This is a genomic window from Gordonia ajococcus, assembly GCF_012974285.1.
In the GTDB taxonomy this organism is placed as follows: Bacteria; Actinomycetota; Actinomycetes; order Mycobacteriales; family Mycobacteriaceae; genus Gordonia; species Gordonia amicalis.
Genome location: NZ_CP052884.1, coordinates 1,575,052 through 1,591,258 on the forward strand (window position 1 = coordinate 1,575,052; position 16,207 = coordinate 1,591,258).

A 16,207-nucleotide genomic window follows, 5' to 3' on the forward strand; every position below is an offset into this window, starting at 1 on the left:
TGTCGCGAGGGCGACCGGTCCAGACGGCGGGCTTTGGCCACTGCGGCGTCGAGTAGGGTGTCGACGTCTTTGCGGGCAGCCAATCCTCGCTGTGCTCACTGTATGGTCACCGGCAGGCTGAAGGAGATGAGTTGAGGTCAGAGATTCGCGACAGTACGATCCACCACCTGTCAGAGCGCGTGCGCAGGCGGAACTACACTAAGTATCTGACGGGTATGCGTGTGGTAAAGCTGCGGGGGTTCACCGACGTCGAGGTCCGCTTCGACTTTCCCGTTACCGCGCTTATAGGCCCCAACGGAGCGGGAAAGACCACCATCCTCGGCGCAGCTGGACTGATCTACGACTCCGTTCCACCTCGGAGGTTCTTCGCCAAGAGCGGCACCTACGACGGGTCGATGCGCGGTTGGAAGATCGAGTACGAACTCATCGACAAGACCCGCCACGGCTCGCCCTCCATCAACAGAACCGCGAGCTACCTGCAGGCGAAGTGGAACCGCGACGCCGTTAACCGTGTCGTCGTGATCTCTGGGATCGGCCGTACGCTCCCTGCGAGTGAGCGGAAGGACACGTACCGATTCATCAAGGGGGACTTCGAAGGCGCACGCGAAGTCACCTTCTCTCCGGAAGTGGTCAACGCGGTGGAGAACATTCTCGGCAAGGCAGCCGCAAACTATCTCCAAGTTGACGCGGACGCCGAAGGGAAGAATTCGATCTACGCCGTGCGCGGCGCCACCGCCGACGAAGATAGCTACAGTGAGTTCCACTTCGGTGCAGGAGAGGCGAGCATCATTCGCATCGTTTCCCGCATCGAGGAGGCCCCCGACGACTCGCTGCTCCTGATTGAGGAGATCGAGAATGGTCTCCATCCCGTCGCCACCCGCCGCCTCGTCGAGTACCTGATCGACGTTGCTCGCCGGAAGTCCTGCCAGGTCATCTTCACCACTCACTCGAACGACGCGCTCGCGCCGCTACCGACAGAAGCAGTGTGGTCCACCTACCGTGGCAGGGTCACTCAGGGCAAGTTGGACGTTGCAGCGCTCCGCACGCTAACAGGACAAGTGGAAGCACAGTTGGCGGTCTTCACCGAGGATGCTTTTGCTGCGATGTTCGCAGAGGTTTCACTACGGGCGTACTGCCAGGCGAACAGCTATGAACTCGCGGGCATCGAGATCCACAGTCTTGGCGGTGCCGCACCCGCGAGAGATCACACTCGCTTCCACAACGAAAATCCGTTGCGCCGCTTCCTCGCGATTGCCCTCCTCGACGGAGACAAGCGGGCCGAGGGCGGGTTTGCCGATCGACAAATCACGGAATCGGCTGACGCGGATGGCGTGGATGACGCGCCGAAGGCTGGCCGCGCGGACATTGTCTATGGCCCCGGCGATGGTCACCCTGAGGCTGCTGTATTCGAGGACATCCATGACAACTTCGACGTCGTCGGCAACCTACTCGGCAAGCTGACAATCGCGTTACAGCTCGACACGCCAATGCAATCGAGGGTGCGCGGCTCCGTCGAGGAGCGACGGCGCACGAACCGCGACATCCACATCATCTTCGCGCAGATCGGCGAAGACCTCGACTTCCTCTCCGAGTCGCTGGTCCAGCGCGCGTTCCTCAGCACGTGGGCGAACACTTTTCCTGAGAAGGTCGCCGCCGTGTGGGACCCCTGTCGCGAGCTATTTAGTCGCAAGGCGGAGTAGTCCGCCGCGGACATCCAAGGCTGAAGGAGGGGCTGAGAGTATCAATGCCTTAGCGCGCCTCAGAGGCTGACCGGGCACAAGGCCGACGTAGCTAGGGATACGGACGGGTGTAGTTCCCCTAACGCCGCCACTACAGGCTGGGCGGGTTCCTCTCACCTAACGAGTGCCTTGCTGGCGATAATCCTTTTCGCCCGCGCCAAGGCCGCGGCGTTGTTAGGCGCGTACAGCATCTTGAGTGCGATCTCAATAAACTCGGCTATTTCAAGGACATCGGCCGCGGTAATAGGTGTTGAGCCAGTGTGGGTTCCGTCGTTGCCGACCCATTTGACCGCTTCCAGGAGATCGGAGGCCTCCACGCGTGTCGCGGCGTCAGTGGTGCCGGCGGCGGCGCCTGTTCGAAAGTCGACGAGGCGCTGGTGTAGCGACAGGTGACGGCCAACCTTGTTGCGCGCGGGAACACCCTGCGCATCCATTAGGCGCTCGAGACCTGTGCGCAGCGCCGTTATGGCCGATCTCGGATCTGCCCACACGACCGCTGCGGCCCGATCGAGTTCGGTAACGACGGCATCGGGCACGTCATCAGGTAGCTCGAATAGTGGCAACGCTGGATAAAGCATCCGAACCTTGAGAACCTCGTAGAGGTCAGTGCGGCCAGTTGGGCCAGTATCCCAGTTCGTGCCATAGTCGCCCAGGACAGCGACGACTTCTAGGCAGGCAGTGTTGGCGCACACGAGACGGCCACTGAAAACGCCGGTGATCTCGTCGGGGTCCAGGCCGAGAGCGTTCCAGTTCTGCATCCTGAGGCTGAGACGGTCGAAGTGAATATCGCCGGCGAGCGCGGTCAGTGTTGAGTCACACTTTGGGCACGGCAGAGCTGGCCATTTGTCGACGGGGAAATACTGTTGCAATGCTGCGACCTGACGTTTCATGTCAGATCGATCCGCGCGCCGTCAGGAGGCGCTGAACTGATGTTGTCATATCTTGAGATCAAACCAGACTCAACGGCACAGAATCACTCACGGATCACCGCTCAAGCGGGTCGTGAGAGACCCAGGTTGTCCCGCAGCGTCGTCCCCTCGTACTCAGCCCGATGCACGCCCAACGCTTGCAGCACCGGCACCACCTCGTCGACGAAGCGGTCGAGTCCGCCGGGCACGATGTGCGGGACCAGGATGAAGCCGTCGGCGACGTCGTTCTGGACGAAGTCGTTGATGGTGTGCGCGATCGTCTCGGGTGATCCGACGAAGGACTGGCGTCCGGTGACCTCGATGATGAGTTCGCGGGTGGTGAGGTTCTTGGCCTCGGCGAGGTCGCGCCATTCGCGGGCGGTGGCGACGGGGTCGCGATGCATCCTCACGCTGGCCCGCCCCTTGGCGACGGTGTTCTCGCCGGGGATCGGATCCACTTGTGGCAGTGGACCGTCTGGGTCGTGATCGGAGAGGTCGCGGTTCCACAGTTGTTCGAGGAACTTGATCGCGGTCTGGCCGCTCACCTGCTGCAACCGGACCTCGTGGGCGAGTTCGGCGGCCTGCGAGTCGGTGTCGCCGACGACGAACGTCGCCGCGGGCAACACGAGCAACTCCTCGGGTCGACGACCGTACGCGGACAGTCGCCGCTTCACGTCGGCGTAGAACGCGCGACCGGCGTCGTAGGTGGCGTGCCGGGAGAAGATGGCGTCGGCCGTGGCCGCCGCGAACTCTCGTCCCTCGTCGGAGTCGCCGGCCTGGAAGATGACCGGACGACCCTGCGGCGGTCGTGGTGCGGCGAAGTGTCCGCGGATGTCGAATTGCGAACTCCGGAACTCGAATTCGCCGGCGCCGTCGCGTGCCAGGAAACGGCCGGAGGTCTTGTCGGCGACGATGTCGTCGTCGAGCCACGAATCCCACAGCACGGCTGCCGCGTCGAGGAACTCCTTGGCGCGGGCATAGCGCTGGTCCTCCGGTAGGTACCCGCCGCGGCGGAAGTTCTCGCCGGTGAACTCATCCCACGAGGTCACGACGTTCCATGCGGCGCGACCGCCGGACAGATGGTCGAGGGTCGCGAATTGCCGTGCGACGTTGACGGGTTCATTGAACGTGGAGTTGATGGTACCGGTGAGACCGAGGTGTTCGGTGACCGCCGCAAGGGCGGAGAGGACGGTGAACGTGTCGGGTCGGCCGACGACGTCGAGGTCGTAGATCAGTCCGTTCTGCTCCCGCAGCCGGAGGCCCTCGGCGAGGAAGAAGAAGTCGAACCTGCCGCGTTCCGCAGTCTGCGCGAGATGCACGAACGAGTCGAACTCGATCTGGCTGCCGGAGGCGGGATCGCTCCAGACCGTGGTGTTGTTGACGCCGGGGAAGTGGGCGGCGAGATGAACCTGCTTGGTCATGCGACTCCGGCCTTTCCGGTGGTGAAACGGTTGAGCGGTTGGGGCAGGCCGAAGCGATCGCGAAGGTTCCGATCGTCGTATCGGTTGCGGAACAGATTGCGGCGCTGCAGTTCCGGGACCACCGCTCGGGTGATGGAGTGCAGATCATCCGGCAGGACCGCGGGATGCAGACGGACGCCGCGGATGCCGTCGACGGACAACCACTGTTCGATCTCGTCGGCGAGATCTGCCGCGGTCCCGACGACGGGGACGATGTCGGGCGTGAACGATGTCCCAGCCCACTGGTCGAGCTGCGCGAGACGCTCGGCCGCAGCCCGGCGCGTCTCGCCGAGGACGACGAACAGGTCGACGAGCACGAGAACCGGATCATCGGGAGAACGTCCCGCGGCGCTGTGCGCCTTGGTGATCGCGGTGACCGCACGACCGGCGTCGTCGACGTCCCGCGGCGCGATGAAGCCGAGGTCGGCGACGCGACCGATCACCTGCAGATCGGCGGCATGTGCGGCGGTCGTTGCGACGATCGGCTGGCCCTGGGGCGGCCGCGGCGTGATCGACGGGCCGCGCACAGAGAACTGCGCCCCACGGAAGTCGATGTAGTGCAGTTTGTCCCGGTCGACGAACCGTCCCGTTGCGACATCGCGGATCTCCGCATCGTCCTCCCACGAATCCCACAGCAGCCGCAGGACAGTCACGAAGTCGGTTGCCTCGTCGGCGAGCTCGGCCAGAACGGCTGGGTCGTCGGGAAATCGGCGTTGGCCGAATAGTGCTGCCTCATCGGGGTCGGGGGTCGTGCGAAGGACGACACCCGCGCGACCGCCGCTGATGTAGTCGAGTGTGGCGATCGCCTTCGACACGTGGAACGGCTCGGTGTGCGTCGCGGTCGCGGTCGGGAGGAGTCCGATGTGCCGCGTCCCCGGTGCCAGTCGCGATGCCAGCAGAAGCGAGTCGAGTCGGCCCACCGCCCGGTCGGTTCGCGGTCGTCCGGAATGCAGTTCGAACGCGTCGGCGAACGTGACCAGATCGAGGAGCCCCGCTTCGGCGTCGGCGATGAGCGACTGCCAGTACTCAACTGTGGTGAGCGTGTCGGGTCGTGCGCCGGGCGCGCGCCACGAACCGGGATGGGACCCGGTCTGATCCAGGGCGACTGCCACGTGCAAGGGGTCGCTCATCGGTTCCTCCGTGTGGTTCGTATGCACCGTCTGGTCGGTCCTGCTCGATGCGGCAGATGCCGTCCTCGCCACCAACGGACGGTCGACGAGGAGGATTCCGGGACGACGCCATCCGATCCGGCTGGGTCAAACCCTTCCGTGAGCGGTGATCACCAGGCTTCCTGGTGGGGTCGGCGTCACGGCCAGTGGAGGAGAGCCATGTCATCAGTCGCGGCGATCCCGCTGTCGGTGCTGGATCTCGTGCCCGTCGTCGACGGTTCGGACGCGCCGACCGCCATCCGTCGGAGCGTCGAACTCGCACGTCACGTCGAACGGCTGGGTTATCGGCGGTACTGGCTGGCCGAACATCATTTCGTCGCGGTTGCCAGTTCGTCGTCGATGACGCTGATCGGTTTGATCGCGGCCGCCACCGAGTCGATCCGGGTCGGATCGGCGGCCGTTCAGATCGGACTGCACACCCCGGTCTCGATCGTCGAGGCCTTCGGCACCATCGACGCGCTGTATCCCGGTCGCCTCGACCTCGGGCTCGGGAGGTCGGCGCAGCGACGCACCGAGATCGCCTCGGGGAGTCGTCCACCCACCACACCGCAACCCGACAAAATCGTCGACGGTCTGCTGATCCCGTCGCCGTTCCCGGTCGAGAAGCTCCTCGGGTCGCCGCGCGTCGTCGCGGCCTACGAGGCCTCACAGTTCGAGGGGGCACAACCGCCGGACTTCGACGACGTCGTCAGCGACCTGATCGCGTTGCTGGAAGGCCGGTTTCGCCACGGCGAGATCCCGCTGACCGCGGTGCCGGGTACCGGCGCCGATGTCCAGGTCTGGATCTTCGGCAGCAGCAAGCGGCAGAGCGCACAGACCGCGGGAGCGCTGGGACTGCCGTTCGTCGCCAACTATCACGTCAGTCCCAGCACCGTCCTCGAGGCGGCCGAGGCCTATCGCGGTGCATTCCGTCCGTCGGCCGAGCTCGCCGAACCCTATGTCGTCGTGTCCGCAGATGTGGTTGTCGCCGATGATGATGCGACCGCGCAGCATCGCGCATCGACGTACGGGCACTGGGTCCACAGCATCCGCAGCGGTGCGGGCGCGGCTCCCTACCTCGATCCTGACACCGCACCCGCGCTCGACGATGAGCAGCGCGCGATCGTCGACGACCGAATCCGCACACAATTCGTCGGATCGCCCGGCACCGTCGTCGACGGGTTGCGCACCCTTGCCCGTGTCACCGGCGCCGACGAGCTCGTGATCACGAGCGTCACCCATGATTTCGACCATCGCCTGCAGTCGCACGAACTACTCGCTCGCGCATGGGGATTGGAGGGTGCACGATGACTGATCACGCAGCGTGGTTCGCCGGCGCCTCGCGGGGTCGCCTTCGCCAGTCGCTCGCCGCACTGTTCGAGGACTTCCTGTGCCGGCTCGACGCTGACACGCTTGCTGCCGCAGCTGCGCTGCATCCCGAGGCCCCGCGAACGCCGATGCCGCTCGACGAGGGTGCCGCGCGGCGGAGCTATTGAGCCAGCGACACGCTCCGAGGTCGCCGATACGGAGTGAGAGCGCATGCGACATCATTCCTGCGGGCGGAGTGAGGAATTCGGGTCACCGGCCCTTCGAGGCTCGTCGCTTGCGCTCCTCGCACCTCAGGGAGCAATGGGGGGCGCGCTTGCGCTCCTCGCACCTCAGGGAGCAATGGGGGGCGCGTGCGTTTGGTCGAGCTTCAGGGAGTGAGAAGGTCGGGTGTGCCCTAGGCGATGAAGCCCTCCGCCTTGAGCCAGTCGTAGGCGACGTCGGCGGGGTCCTCGCCGTCGATGTCGATGCGGCCGTTGAGTTCCTGCATCACCGCGTCGGTGAGCTTCGCCGACACCGGCGCCATCAGTTCGGCGATCTGGGGTGCCTCCTTGTTGAGTCTCGTGCTCAAGACCACACAACCGCTGTACGGCAGGAAGAACTTCCGGTCGTCGGTGAGCACCGTGAGATCGAGGTTCTTGATCCGGCCGTCGGTGGAGTACACCATGCCGAAGTTGCAGGGTGTACTGCGTGCCGTCGAGGTGTAGACGACACCGGAGTCCATGGTCGTGACGTTGTCCTTCGGCACGCCGTCGGGCTCCCCCAGAGGGATGTCATATGCCTTCAGCATCGGGATCAAACCGTCGGCACGACTCAGGAACTCGTCGTTGACGCAGAACGTCCGCTCCGACACCGGCAGTTTCGCGATGTCCGACATCGTCGTCACGTCGAGACGTTTCGCCGTCGGCGCCGACGCCGCGAATGCGTAGGTGTTGTTGAAGGCGGCCGGCGGAAGCCATTCGGCTCCATTGGCGCGATCGGCGTCGCGGACGCGTTGCCACAGCTCGTTCGGGTCGGAGATGGTCTCGGTCTCGCCGAGGTAGGTCTGCCAGGCGGTTCCCGTGTACTCCCACAGGATGTCGGCGTCGCCGTTGAGGAGTGCCTGGCGCGACGACATGGAACCCGGTGCGTTCGTCAGATCCTTGACGGCCGCCCCCGCCGCGCCGAGATAGGTCGCGGTGATCTTGCCCAGCAGAACGGACTCACTGAAGTTCTTCGACGTCACCCGGATCTCGGTGCCCGCCAAGGGCGTCGACCCGTCGGCCAGGAACGCCTCGCGGAATGTGCCCGACGAGCTGACCAACCCACAACCGGCGACCATGATCATGAGTATCGCCGAAACGGAGGACAGGGCAGTCTTTCTCATGAGACCCCCCGCGGTGTCGCGGCCAGTTCGACGAGTCGTCCGAGCCAGTCGATCGTCATCGCCAGCAGCGCGACGAGGACCGCGCCGGCGACGAGAAGTTTCGGTAGGAACAGGGTGATACCGGTCGTGATGAGCGTGCCGAGGCTCGTCGCGCCGATGAACGTACTCAGCGTCGCGGTGCCGACCAGGATGACCAGCGCGGTGCGCACGCCGTTCAAGATGACGGGGACCGCGAGTGGTAACTCGACCTGGAAGAGTGTGCGCACTCCGGACAATCCGATTCCGCGTGCCGCCTCGACCGTCCGCTGATCGACCTGTCGCAGACCGACGATCGTGTTCTGCAGGATCGGCAGCACCGCGTAGACGACGAGACCGACGACCGCCGTGTTGAATCCGGTGCCGAGCCAGAACGTGAACAGCACGAGCAGGCCGATCGCCGGAGCCGCCTGCCCGATGTTGGCGATGTTGATCGCAATCGGGTTGAGCCACTTCAGAGATGGGCGAGTCAGGGCGATCCCGAGCGGGATGGCGATACACACGACGATCACGGTCGCCACGAGCGTGAGCTCAATGTGATCGAGGATCGTCGACCGCAATGCCGGCCACGACATCGATGCACTCTCGGTCTCGGTGAATGTCGTGCGCTGATACCAGATCACGAATCCGACGCCGATGACGATGATGACCAGCGGTTCGAACCAGACGTCGACGGGGACCTTCGCGAGCCGTCGTCGGAAACCGCCCCGGGGTGGCTGAACAGTCTCTTCGGCGGCAGCGGTGACCCGCGCGGATTCGTCGGCGACCGCGGTCATCGTTCGGCGCTCGGCTCGGGTGCCGCGACTGCCTCGGCGCCGGCGGGCGACGACTCGTCGTCGGCTGCGACGACCGGGGTCTCGACGGGTGCGGACCCCTCGGTGTGGTCGACGTAGCCGAGGTGGTCGTCGTCGCGGACATCCGCGAGTTGCCCGCGGATCGCCTCCATCACCGACGCGATGTTCAGTGCGCCGATCACCGCGCCCCGGCCGTCGGTGACGAGGACGCCGCCCTGGCTGGTCGCGAGCATCGAGTCGAGTGCGTCGTTGAGCGTCGAGGACTGTGCGACGACCGGCAGCCGCGGGTCGAGATAATCGGACACCTCGGGTTTGGCGGCGACCTCGTCGACGGAGGGCCAGGCGCGTGGGCGCCCGTGTTCGTCGACGACGACCAGCCAATCCTCACCGGCCGCTCTGGCCCGGTTGACGACACCGCCGGACGGTTCGCCGACACGCGCGGTGACCACCTGTTTGATCTCGACGTCGCGTACGCGGGTGAGGGTCAGGTGGGCCAGTGTCGCACCCGAACCGACGAATTCCTCGACGAACGGGCTGGCGGGGTTGGCGAGGATCTCTTCCGGCGGGGCGAACTGTTCGATGTGCCCGCCCTCGGAGAGGATCAGGACCTTGTCGCCGAGTTTGGTGGCCTCTTCGAAGTCGTGGGTGACGATGACGATCGTCTTGCCGAGTTCGTGCTGGATGGCGATCAGCTTGTCCTGCAGGCGTGCTCGCGTGATGGGGTCGACGGCGCCGAACGGCTCGTCCATCAGCAGGACGGGCGGGTCGGCGGCGAGGGCCCGTGCCACGCCGACACGCTGCTGCTGGCCACCGGACATGTCCTTGGGCAGACGGTCGGCGAACGTCGCGGCGTCGAGTCCGACCAGGTCCATCAGGTATTCGGTCCGCTCGGCGATACGCTTATTGTCCCACTTGAGGATTCGCGGGATGGTGCCGATGTTCTTGCTCACCGACCAGTGCGGGAAGAGTCCGCCGGACTGGATCACGTAACCGATGGACTGCCGCAACCGATCCGGGTTCTCCGCGGTCACATCTCGGCCGCCGATGTAGATACGTCCCTCGGTGGGCTCGATGAGCCGGTTGATCATCTTGAGGGTCGTGGTCTTGCCGCAGCCCGACGGGCCGACGAAGGCGACGATGTCACCGGCTTCGATCTCCAGGTCGAGTCGGGCGACCGCGGGCTTGGTCTGGCCCCGATAACGCTTGACGACGCCTTCGAGCCGGATCGATTCGCCGGTGACGACGCGGTCCGTCGCGCCGGACGACGGTTGGCGGGCCGGGGATTTCGACGACGGGACGGTGGTGGAGTCGGTCATGAGAGTCCCTTGGAGATGGTGAGTCGGCCGAGTAGTACCAGGAGAGCATCGAAGACGAGCGCGATGATGACGATGAGAATGGTTCCGGCCAGCGCAGATTCGAGGGCGTTGGCGCCGCCGAGTCGGGCGAGGCCGTTGAAGATGAGCGATCCGAGACCCGGGCCGAGGACGTAGGCGACGATCGCCGCGACGCCGACGATCATCTGCGTGGACACGCGGATTCCGGTCAGGATCACCGGCCACGCGATCGGCAACTCGACCGTCAGCAGGATGCGCCAGCGCGAAAGGCCGATGCCGCGGGCGGATTCGACGACCGAGGACGGAACCGAGCGTAAGCCGACCACCGCGTTGCCGATCACCGGCAGCATCGCGAAGAACGCGAGCATCAGGAAGGACGGTGTCACACCGAGTCCGAACGGGACGATCAACAGTGCGAGCAGGGCCAGCGACGGAATCGTCAGTGCCACACGACTAGACGTGAGAGTGAGTGCGGACGCCAGCGGAAGCCGGTAGACCAGCGCGGCGACCGCGATGGCGACCAGGGTGCCGACCAGCACGGTCTGAAACGACAGTGACGCGTGCTGATAGGTCAAGAACGTGAGGGAGCGAGCATTGTCGCCGATGTAATCCCACAATTGCACGGTTGTGTTCCCATCCCCGGTGGTGAATCCGACATTACGCATCGTCGAGTGACGGTGGCTACATTTGGTGGATCGCGCGCGTCATCACACTCACGGCGGGCGAACCACCCTCCACTGTTTGCGCCGTATGCGGAGTCGGCACGATTCCGCGCACATCGGGAACCGATGACCACCCGGACGGTGTCATCCTGGAAGGGTGAGTGAGAGCGCCCCAGTCGATACGACAACCACCAGCACCGGGATCGATCCCGACGACGACCAGGCACTCCTGGCGGAGGCCGTCCGTTCGTGGACGCGGATCGCCGCCTGGGTGCTCAGCATCGGCGGGGTGATCGGGTTCGTGGCGTCGTTCGTGCTGACGGTCGAGCGCTTCGAACTCGCCGCCGACCCCGACTACGTGCCGACGTGCAACTTCAATCCGGTGCTGAGCTGCGGTTCGGTGATGGCCAAGCCGCAGGCCGCGCTGTTCGGCTTCCCGAACCCGCTGCTCGGTATCGCCGGGTTCGCGGTGGTGATCACCACCGGTGTGGCGATCTTCGCGGGCGCACGCCTGGCGGGCTGGTACTGGGCCGGTCTGCAGGTGGGCGTGACCGCGGCGATGGCCTTCATCTGCTGGCTGATCTACTCGAGCCTGTACTCGATCGGCGCGCTGTGCCCGTACTGCATGGTGGTGTGGGCGGTGACGCTGCCGATCTTCGTCTTCGTCAGCGTGCGCAACGCCCACGCGAGCGGACTGACCTCGCGGTCGGGTGTCGCGCTCGCGGTGGCGCGCAGTCATGCCCTGATCCTGGTGCTCGCCGTGACGCTGGTCGTCGTGCTCATCGCGGTGCGGTTCTGGTCGTACTGGTCGAGCCTGTACTAACCGTTCGGGGGCGAATCGGGAGCGGGAGTTCATGCAACATTCGTGATTCGACGGCGTCTCGTCCTAGGCTTGGCGCATGGCGATCGGACGTCCGGCGGAGGGTTCGGCCGAGGTGCAGCGGGCACCGCGGGCGCGGATGACCGGCGCCCAGCGGCGGCTGCAACTGATCGAGGTGGCGCGCGGACTGTTCGCGGAACGCGGATACGAGGGCACGTCGATCGAGGAGATCGCGCAACGCGCCGGCGTTTCCAAGCCGATCGTCTACGAGCACTTCGGCGGTAAGGAAGGCCTCTACGCGGTCGTCGTCGACCGTGAGATGGAAACCCTGCTGGAGATGGTGACGGCATCGCTGTCGAAGAACCGGTCGCTGTACCGCATCCAGCAGGTCGCCCTCGCGTTGCTCACCTACATGGAGGAACGCACGGACGGTTTCCGCATCCTGGTGCGCGGCGACAGCACCGCGTCGACCGGCGAGACGGCCACCTACTCGAGTCTTCTCAACGACGCGGTGAGTCAGGTCGAGCACATCCTGGCCGGCGACTTCGAGCGCCGCGGCTTCGACCCCGCACTCGCCCCGCTCTACGCGCAGGCCCTGGTGGGCATGGTGTCGTCGACCGCCCAGTGGTGGCTCGACGTCCGTGAGCCGTCGAAGGAGGTCGTGGCCGCCCACCTGGTGAATCTGTGCTGGAACGGACTCACACGCCTCGACCCGTCGCCGGCGCTCGTCGGTCCCGACTACGTCGAACCGCTCGAGCGCACCACCGCCGAGGACAGTTGAGTCCCGGCGCCCGGGCCGACGTCTGAACGACGGTCAGGCCAGCACCAGACTCCGCTTCGAGAGTCCCATCCAGAATCCGTCGATCACCTGATCCGGCCGCTGTTCGGCATCGTCGCTGGCGCCGAATGCGACGAACAGCGGCGCGAAGTGTTCGACCGTGGGGTGGGCATACGGCATGCCGGGCGCGGTCTGACGGAACCTGATGAGCGACTCCACATCTCCGGCGGTGAACCGCTCGGCGGCCCACGCGTCGAACTCGGCCGACCAGCTCGGCGGGGTGGCCTCCGGGCGCCAGTCGCGCAGGAACGGCAGGCCGTGGGTGGTGAATCCGGACCCGATGACGAGCACACCCTCGTCGCGCAGCGGCTTGAGTCGACGGCCGAGTTCGAGCAGCCGCTCGGGGTCGAGAGTCGGTAGTGAGATCTGCAGTACCGGGATGTCTGCCTCGGGATACATGACCGTCATCGGCACGTACGCGCCGTGGTCGAGGCGGCGGGTGGGGTCGTGGGCGATCGGTTCGCCGTCGGGCATCATCGCGGCGACCCGGCGGGCCAGGTCAGGGGCACCTGGCGACCGGTACTGGACGCGGTAGTACTTCTCGGGGAACCCGCCGAAGTCGTAGGTCAGCGGTGTCCGTGAATCGGTGGAGCCGATGGTGAGGGGTGCGGCCTCCCAGTGCGCGGAGACGATGAGGATCGCTGTCGGCCGGCCGAGTCCGCGGGCGAGTGTCTTCAGCTGTTGGACCCAGGTGGGGCTGTCGACGAGGGGTGGGGCGCCGTGGGACAGGAACAGTGCGGGTTGACGCGTGGGGGAGGTCGAGCCGGTCATTCCTCTACTAACCGGACTATGGTCCGCTTTGTTCCGCGGCCGCGCGGCGGTCCGTTTCCGTGCCGCCGGGTGGGCGCCCGGCGTGGCCAGCGCGCCTCCCGTCGCGGGCGGGCGATAACGTTCCAGACATCTCCGGCCGCGCGGCGGCCCAGAGGGAAAGGAACTCCCGGCGCGTGGAGACAGTCGGCATCTACCTCGTGGTCATCTTCGGATGTGGATTTCTCGCGCGGTTGATTCGCCTGCCCACTCTCGTCGGGTACCTGGCGGCCGGGTTCATCCTGCACGCGCCGGGGATCGAACAGTTGCCGATCATCGACACCCTCGCCGAACTGGGCGTGACGATCCTGCTGTTCACCATCGGTCTCAAGCTGGACCTCCGGATGCTGTTCCGGCGCGAGGTCTTGCTCACCACCGCTCTCAATCTCGCGGTCATCCTGGGTCTCACCACCGGCTTCCTCGGACTGCTCTCGACGATCGGTGTCCGGATGCTGATGGGCGAGAGCTGGCAGACGCTCGCTCTCCTCGGCTTCGCGTCGTCGTTCTCGAGCACCGTGTTCGTGGTCCAGGTGCTCGACGAGCGCTCGGAGTCGCGCTCCCTCTACGGCCGCATCGCGATCGGCATCCTCGTCCTGCAGGACGTCGTCGCCGTCGCCTATCTCACGGCGATGAGCGGTGAGCCGCCCAGTCCGTGGGCGTTCGCACTGGTGCTGCTGATTCCCGGTGCATGGGTCGTCCGGCGACTGTGGAACCGGCTGGGGCACGGCGAATTGCAGACACTCTTCGGTGTGACCATGGCACTCGTGCCGGGGTACTGGCTGTTCGAATCCGTCGGCATCAAGGGCGATTTCGGTGCGATGGTCATCGGCGTGCTCCTGGCCTCGCATCCGCGGGCGTCGGAGCTGTCACGCACGCTGTTCGGGCTTCGTGAACTGCTGCTGGTGGGCTTCTTCGTCTCGATCGGCCTGCACGTCACGCCGACTCTCGACACCGTTGTCCTCGGGCTGCTCCTCGTGGTCCTCCTGCCCCTCGAGGCGGCGCTGTTCACCTTCATGCTGGCCATGTTCGGCCTGCGTCGGCGCACCTCGATCCTCGCCGGACTCGCCCTGGCCAACTTCTCCGAGTTCGGGCTCATCGTCATCTCCACCGGCGTGGACGCGGACCTCGTCGACGACGACTGGCTCGTGGTCACCTCGGTCGCGGTCGCCGCGAGTTTCGTGTTCTCCACGCTCGTCAACCGCCGCGGGTCCCGATGGGTGAGCCGGCTCTCGGCGTACGTCCCGACGCCGGCCGCCGCGCGTGCCCATCCCGAGGACGCGACGATCGACCTCGCACCCGCCCGGGCGGTCGTCTTCGGACTCGGACGGGTGGGCAGTTCGGTCTACAACCGACTCGTCGACGAGTACGGGCTGAGCGTCGTCGGAGTGGAGAACGACCCCCTGAAGGTGGTCGACCTCCGTGCGCGCGGACTGCGGGTGATCGAGGCCGACGCGACCGAGACGGGGTTCTGGGAACGGTGCGAAGGGGTCTCCGACCTCGACATCCTCGTCTTCGCCATGCCGTTCCACGGCTCCAATCTGGTGGCCCTCGATCGGGTGGAGGAGAGAGAGTTCGCCGGCACCATCGCAGTCGTCGCCCAGTACGACGACGAACGCGACGAACTGCTCAGTCGGGGTGCCGACGTGGCCTTCCACATCTACGAGGGGACCGGCGTGGGTCTGGCCGACGCCGCTGCCGAGGCCGCCGGCCTCGACCGGTGACGCCGCTACCGGTCGCGTGACTCCCAGATGTCCTTCTGCATGTAGACGCAATCGATCCATTGGCCGGCCTTGTGGCCGATGGCACGCAGGCGGCCGGCCTCGGTGAACCCGAACCGCGAATGCAGAGCGATCGACCCGTCCCCGCCGGTGGCGGCGATCACCGCGACGATCTGGCGGACGTTCTCGGGGTTCGCACGATCGAGCATCCCGGCCATCAGCGCTGATCCGACGCCGCGGCCGCCGAAGCCGGGCCGGACGTAGATGGAGTCCTCGGTGGACCGGTCGTACGCCGGCATCCCGCGGAACGTGCCCAGGTAGGCGTAGCCGACGGTCTGTTCCGTAACGGACTCGTCGAACGCGCGGGCCACCACGAACGGCCGGCCGGCCGCGGTGATCGCGGCGTGCTTGGCGTGCCACTGCTCGAGCGTGGGGACGACGTAGTCGAAGGTCGCGACGGTGTGCTGCACGTAGTGCGCATAGATCTCGGCGACCGCGTCGAGGTCGTCGACCGTCGCGTCGTCGACGACGATCTGCCGCACCTCGTCTGAGTGGGAACCGTGCATTCCGACGAGGATATCGGCGAGCCCGACCCGGGGTGTGACGGCGCACCTACGACCAGTGGTAGTAGAGGCGGTAGATTGGCTACCGTGCGCGCGGCCTCCGATTCCGACTACCAGGGAGTGCATCCCTGGTGGTCGGTCGCTGCCGCAATCGTGTCGGCGGCGCTGGGCGTCGGCGCCCACGGACTGGCGGCGGGCGGGGGCACTCCGACGCCGTCGCACGCGGTTCTGCTTCTCGCGATCAGTGCCGGGCTGGGCTGGGTCCTGAACGCCGGGCTCGCCGACCGCGTCCGCGGTCGCGCATCTGCCGCGCTCTCGGTCGGATCGGCACTCGCCACCGCGCAACTCTTCGGGCACCTCGCCATGAGATCCGGCGATCACCACGCGCCGGTGGACGCGGTGACACCCGGCCCGACCATGCTCCTCTGCCACCTCGCGGCGCTCGCCGCCGCAGCGGTGTTGCTGGTCGGCGCCGAGGAGTGCTCGCGACGGGTCGGTTCGCGGATCATCGCCGCGATCTCGGGGGAGCGGTCGATCCCTCCCCGGGCCGTCCTCGTCGTCGCGGCGGCCGACGCCATACCGCTCACACCGACTCGGCTGTCGGGGAATCCGACGCGCGGCCCACCCATCGCGGTGCGCTGACCCATCCTTCCTCCTTCCCGCCGCGGCCCGTGGACCGCCGGCGGTG

The 16,207-nt window shown here is 66.2% G+C and carries 16 protein-coding genes; 7 read left to right on the forward strand and 9 right to left on the reverse strand.

The features are described from left to right. Positions 1 to 131: 131 nt before the first annotated feature. Complete coding sequence (locus GAA2_RS07205; RefSeq protein ID WP_024497826.1) at positions 132 to 1,700, forward strand: ATP-dependent nuclease; 1,569 nt, start codon at positions 132 to 134, stop codon at positions 1,698 to 1,700. Between the two features lie 152 nt (positions 1,701 to 1,852). Here the strand turns inward: GAA2_RS07205 and GAA2_RS07210 are convergent, their stop codons facing one another. The 3 genes from GAA2_RS07210 to GAA2_RS07220 all read right to left on the reverse strand — a co-directional run bounded on the left by GAA2_RS07210 (position 1,853) and on the right by GAA2_RS07220 (position 5,237). Next, on the reverse strand, positions 1,853 to 2,629 hold the full coding sequence (locus GAA2_RS07210) for a DUF4145 domain-containing protein (RefSeq protein WP_024497825.1): 777 nt from the start codon (positions 2,627 to 2,629) through the stop codon (positions 1,853 to 1,855). 101 nt (positions 2,630 to 2,730) lie between these two features. Then, the gene (locus GAA2_RS07215) at positions 2,731 to 4,068 is read right to left on the reverse strand and encodes an NtaA/DmoA family FMN-dependent monooxygenase (protein WP_024497824.1); all 1,338 of its coding nucleotides are present in this window, start codon (positions 4,066 to 4,068) and stop codon (positions 2,731 to 2,733) included. After that, a complete protein-coding gene (locus GAA2_RS07220; protein WP_024497823.1) occupies positions 4,065 to 5,237 on the reverse strand; it encodes an LLM class flavin-dependent oxidoreductase in 1,173 nt (390 codons plus the stop codon). The genes GAA2_RS07215 and GAA2_RS07220 overlap by 4 nt, the downstream gene beginning before the upstream one ends. 198 nt (positions 5,238 to 5,435) lie before the next feature. On the opposite strand from GAA2_RS07220, the gene GAA2_RS07225 reads away from it, so the two are divergent. Together GAA2_RS07225 and GAA2_RS07230 are read left to right on the forward strand one after the other, a co-directional pair. Continuing rightward, on the forward strand, positions 5,436 to 6,566 hold the full coding sequence (locus GAA2_RS07225) for an LLM class flavin-dependent oxidoreductase (protein WP_024497822.1): 1,131 nt from the start codon (positions 5,436 to 5,438) through the stop codon (positions 6,564 to 6,566). Beyond that, complete coding sequence (locus tag GAA2_RS07230; RefSeq protein WP_024497821.1) at positions 6,563 to 6,751, forward strand: hypothetical protein; 189 nt, start codon at positions 6,563 to 6,565, stop codon at positions 6,749 to 6,751. Before GAA2_RS07225 ends, GAA2_RS07230 begins: the two co-directional genes overlap by 4 nt. 227 nt (positions 6,752 to 6,978) lie before the next feature. On the opposite strand, the gene GAA2_RS07235 is transcribed toward GAA2_RS07230, so the two are convergent. The 4 genes from GAA2_RS07235 to GAA2_RS07250 are packed head-to-tail and all read right to left on the reverse strand — an operon-like array spanning position 6,979 to position 10,734. Beyond that, positions 6,979 to 7,947, reverse strand: a complete 969-nt coding sequence (locus tag GAA2_RS07235; RefSeq protein ID WP_191834844.1) for a glycine betaine ABC transporter substrate-binding protein — start codon at positions 7,945 to 7,947, stop codon at positions 6,979 to 6,981. Then, the gene (locus GAA2_RS07240) at positions 7,944 to 8,759 is read right to left on the reverse strand and encodes an ABC transporter permease (protein ID WP_191834845.1); all 816 of its coding nucleotides are present in this window, start codon (positions 8,757 to 8,759) and stop codon (positions 7,944 to 7,946) included. The genes GAA2_RS07235 and GAA2_RS07240 overlap by 4 nt, the downstream gene beginning before the upstream one ends. Further along, positions 8,756 to 10,093, reverse strand: coding sequence for an ATP-binding cassette domain-containing protein (locus tag GAA2_RS07245; protein ID WP_191834846.1), 1,338 nt, complete (start codon positions 10,091 to 10,093; stop codon positions 8,756 to 8,758). The genes GAA2_RS07240 and GAA2_RS07245 overlap by 4 nt, the downstream gene beginning before the upstream one ends. Then, the gene (locus GAA2_RS07250) at positions 10,090 to 10,734 is read right to left on the reverse strand and encodes an ABC transporter permease (protein ID WP_024497817.1); all 645 of its coding nucleotides are present in this window, start codon (positions 10,732 to 10,734) and stop codon (positions 10,090 to 10,092) included. Before GAA2_RS07250 ends, GAA2_RS07245 begins: the two co-directional genes overlap by 4 nt. A 196-nt stretch (positions 10,735 to 10,930) precedes the next feature. Between GAA2_RS07250 and GAA2_RS07255 the strand changes: the two genes are divergently transcribed. Together GAA2_RS07255 and GAA2_RS07260 are read left to right on the forward strand one after the other, a co-directional pair. Continuing rightward, positions 10,931 to 11,596 carry a vitamin K epoxide reductase family protein gene (locus GAA2_RS07255; RefSeq protein ID WP_096273626.1) on the forward strand — a complete coding sequence of 222 codons (666 nt, stop codon included), beginning with the start codon at positions 10,931 to 10,933 and terminating at the stop codon, positions 11,594 to 11,596. Between the two features lie 76 nt (positions 11,597 to 11,672). Next, positions 11,673 to 12,374: a TetR/AcrR family transcriptional regulator gene (locus GAA2_RS07260; RefSeq protein WP_006434314.1), complete on the forward strand. Its 702-nt coding sequence runs from the start codon at positions 11,673 to 11,675 to the stop codon at positions 12,372 to 12,374. Positions 12,375 to 12,407: 33 nt separating this feature from the next. Here GAA2_RS07260 and GAA2_RS07265 read toward each other — a convergent pair whose 3' ends face one another. Continuing rightward, on the reverse strand, positions 12,408 to 13,202 hold the full coding sequence (locus tag GAA2_RS07265; protein WP_191834847.1) for a dioxygenase: 795 nt from the start codon (positions 13,200 to 13,202) through the stop codon (positions 12,408 to 12,410). 173 nt (positions 13,203 to 13,375) lie between these two features. Between GAA2_RS07265 and GAA2_RS07270 the strand changes: the two genes are divergently transcribed. Next, positions 13,376 to 14,959 carry a cation:proton antiporter family protein gene (locus tag GAA2_RS07270; RefSeq protein ID WP_191834848.1) on the forward strand — a complete coding sequence of 528 codons (1,584 nt, stop codon included), beginning with the start codon at positions 13,376 to 13,378 and terminating at the stop codon, positions 14,957 to 14,959. Between the two features lie 5 nt (positions 14,960 to 14,964). Here GAA2_RS07270 and GAA2_RS07275 read toward each other — a convergent pair whose 3' ends face one another. Beyond that, positions 14,965 to 15,522 carry a GNAT family N-acetyltransferase gene (locus tag GAA2_RS07275; RefSeq protein ID WP_191834849.1) on the reverse strand — a complete coding sequence of 186 codons (558 nt, stop codon included), beginning with the start codon at positions 15,520 to 15,522 and terminating at the stop codon, positions 14,965 to 14,967. An 84-nt stretch (positions 15,523 to 15,606) separates the two neighbouring features. Here GAA2_RS07275 and GAA2_RS07280 point away from each other — a divergent pair, with 84 nt between their 5' ends. Next, complete coding sequence (locus tag GAA2_RS07280) at positions 15,607 to 16,161, forward strand: hypothetical protein (RefSeq protein WP_024497812.1); 555 nt, start codon at positions 15,607 to 15,609, stop codon at positions 16,159 to 16,161. Positions 16,162 to 16,207 lie beyond the last annotated feature (46 nt).

Coding starts and splice junctions, on each gene's coding strand:
- GAA2_RS07210 (WP_024497825.1), bottom strand. CDS start 2,629: ATGAAACGTCAGGTCGCAGCATTGCAACAGTATTTCCCCGTCGACAAA.
- GAA2_RS07215 (WP_024497824.1), bottom strand. CDS start 4,068: ATGACCAAGCAGGTTCATCTCGCCGCCCACTTCCCCGGCGTCAACAAC.
- GAA2_RS07220 (WP_024497823.1), bottom strand. CDS start 5,237: ATGAGCGACCCCTTGCACGTGGCAGTCGCCCTGGATCAGACCGGGTCC.
- GAA2_RS07225 (WP_024497822.1), top strand. CDS start 5,436: ATGTCATCAGTCGCGGCGATCCCGCTGTCGGTGCTGGATCTCGTGCCC.
- GAA2_RS07230 (WP_024497821.1), top strand. CDS start 6,563: ATGACTGATCACGCAGCGTGGTTCGCCGGCGCCTCGCGGGGTCGCCTT.
- GAA2_RS07235 (WP_191834844.1), bottom strand. CDS start 7,947: ATGAGAAAGACTGCCCTGTCCTCCGTTTCGGCGATACTCATGATCATG.
- GAA2_RS07240 (WP_191834845.1), bottom strand. CDS start 8,759: ATGACCGCGGTCGCCGACGAATCCGCGCGGGTCACCGCTGCCGCCGAA.
- GAA2_RS07245 (WP_191834846.1), bottom strand. CDS start 10,093: ATGACCGACTCCACCACCGTCCCGTCGTCGAAATCCCCGGCCCGCCAA.
- GAA2_RS07260 (WP_006434314.1), top strand. CDS start 11,673: ATGGCGATCGGACGTCCGGCGGAGGGTTCGGCCGAGGTGCAGCGGGCA.
- GAA2_RS07265 (WP_191834847.1), bottom strand. CDS start 13,202: ATGACCGGCTCGACCTCCCCCACGCGTCAACCCGCACTGTTCCTGTCC.
- GAA2_RS07275 (WP_191834849.1), bottom strand. CDS start 15,522: ATGCACGGTTCCCACTCAGACGAGGTGCGGCAGATCGTCGTCGACGAC.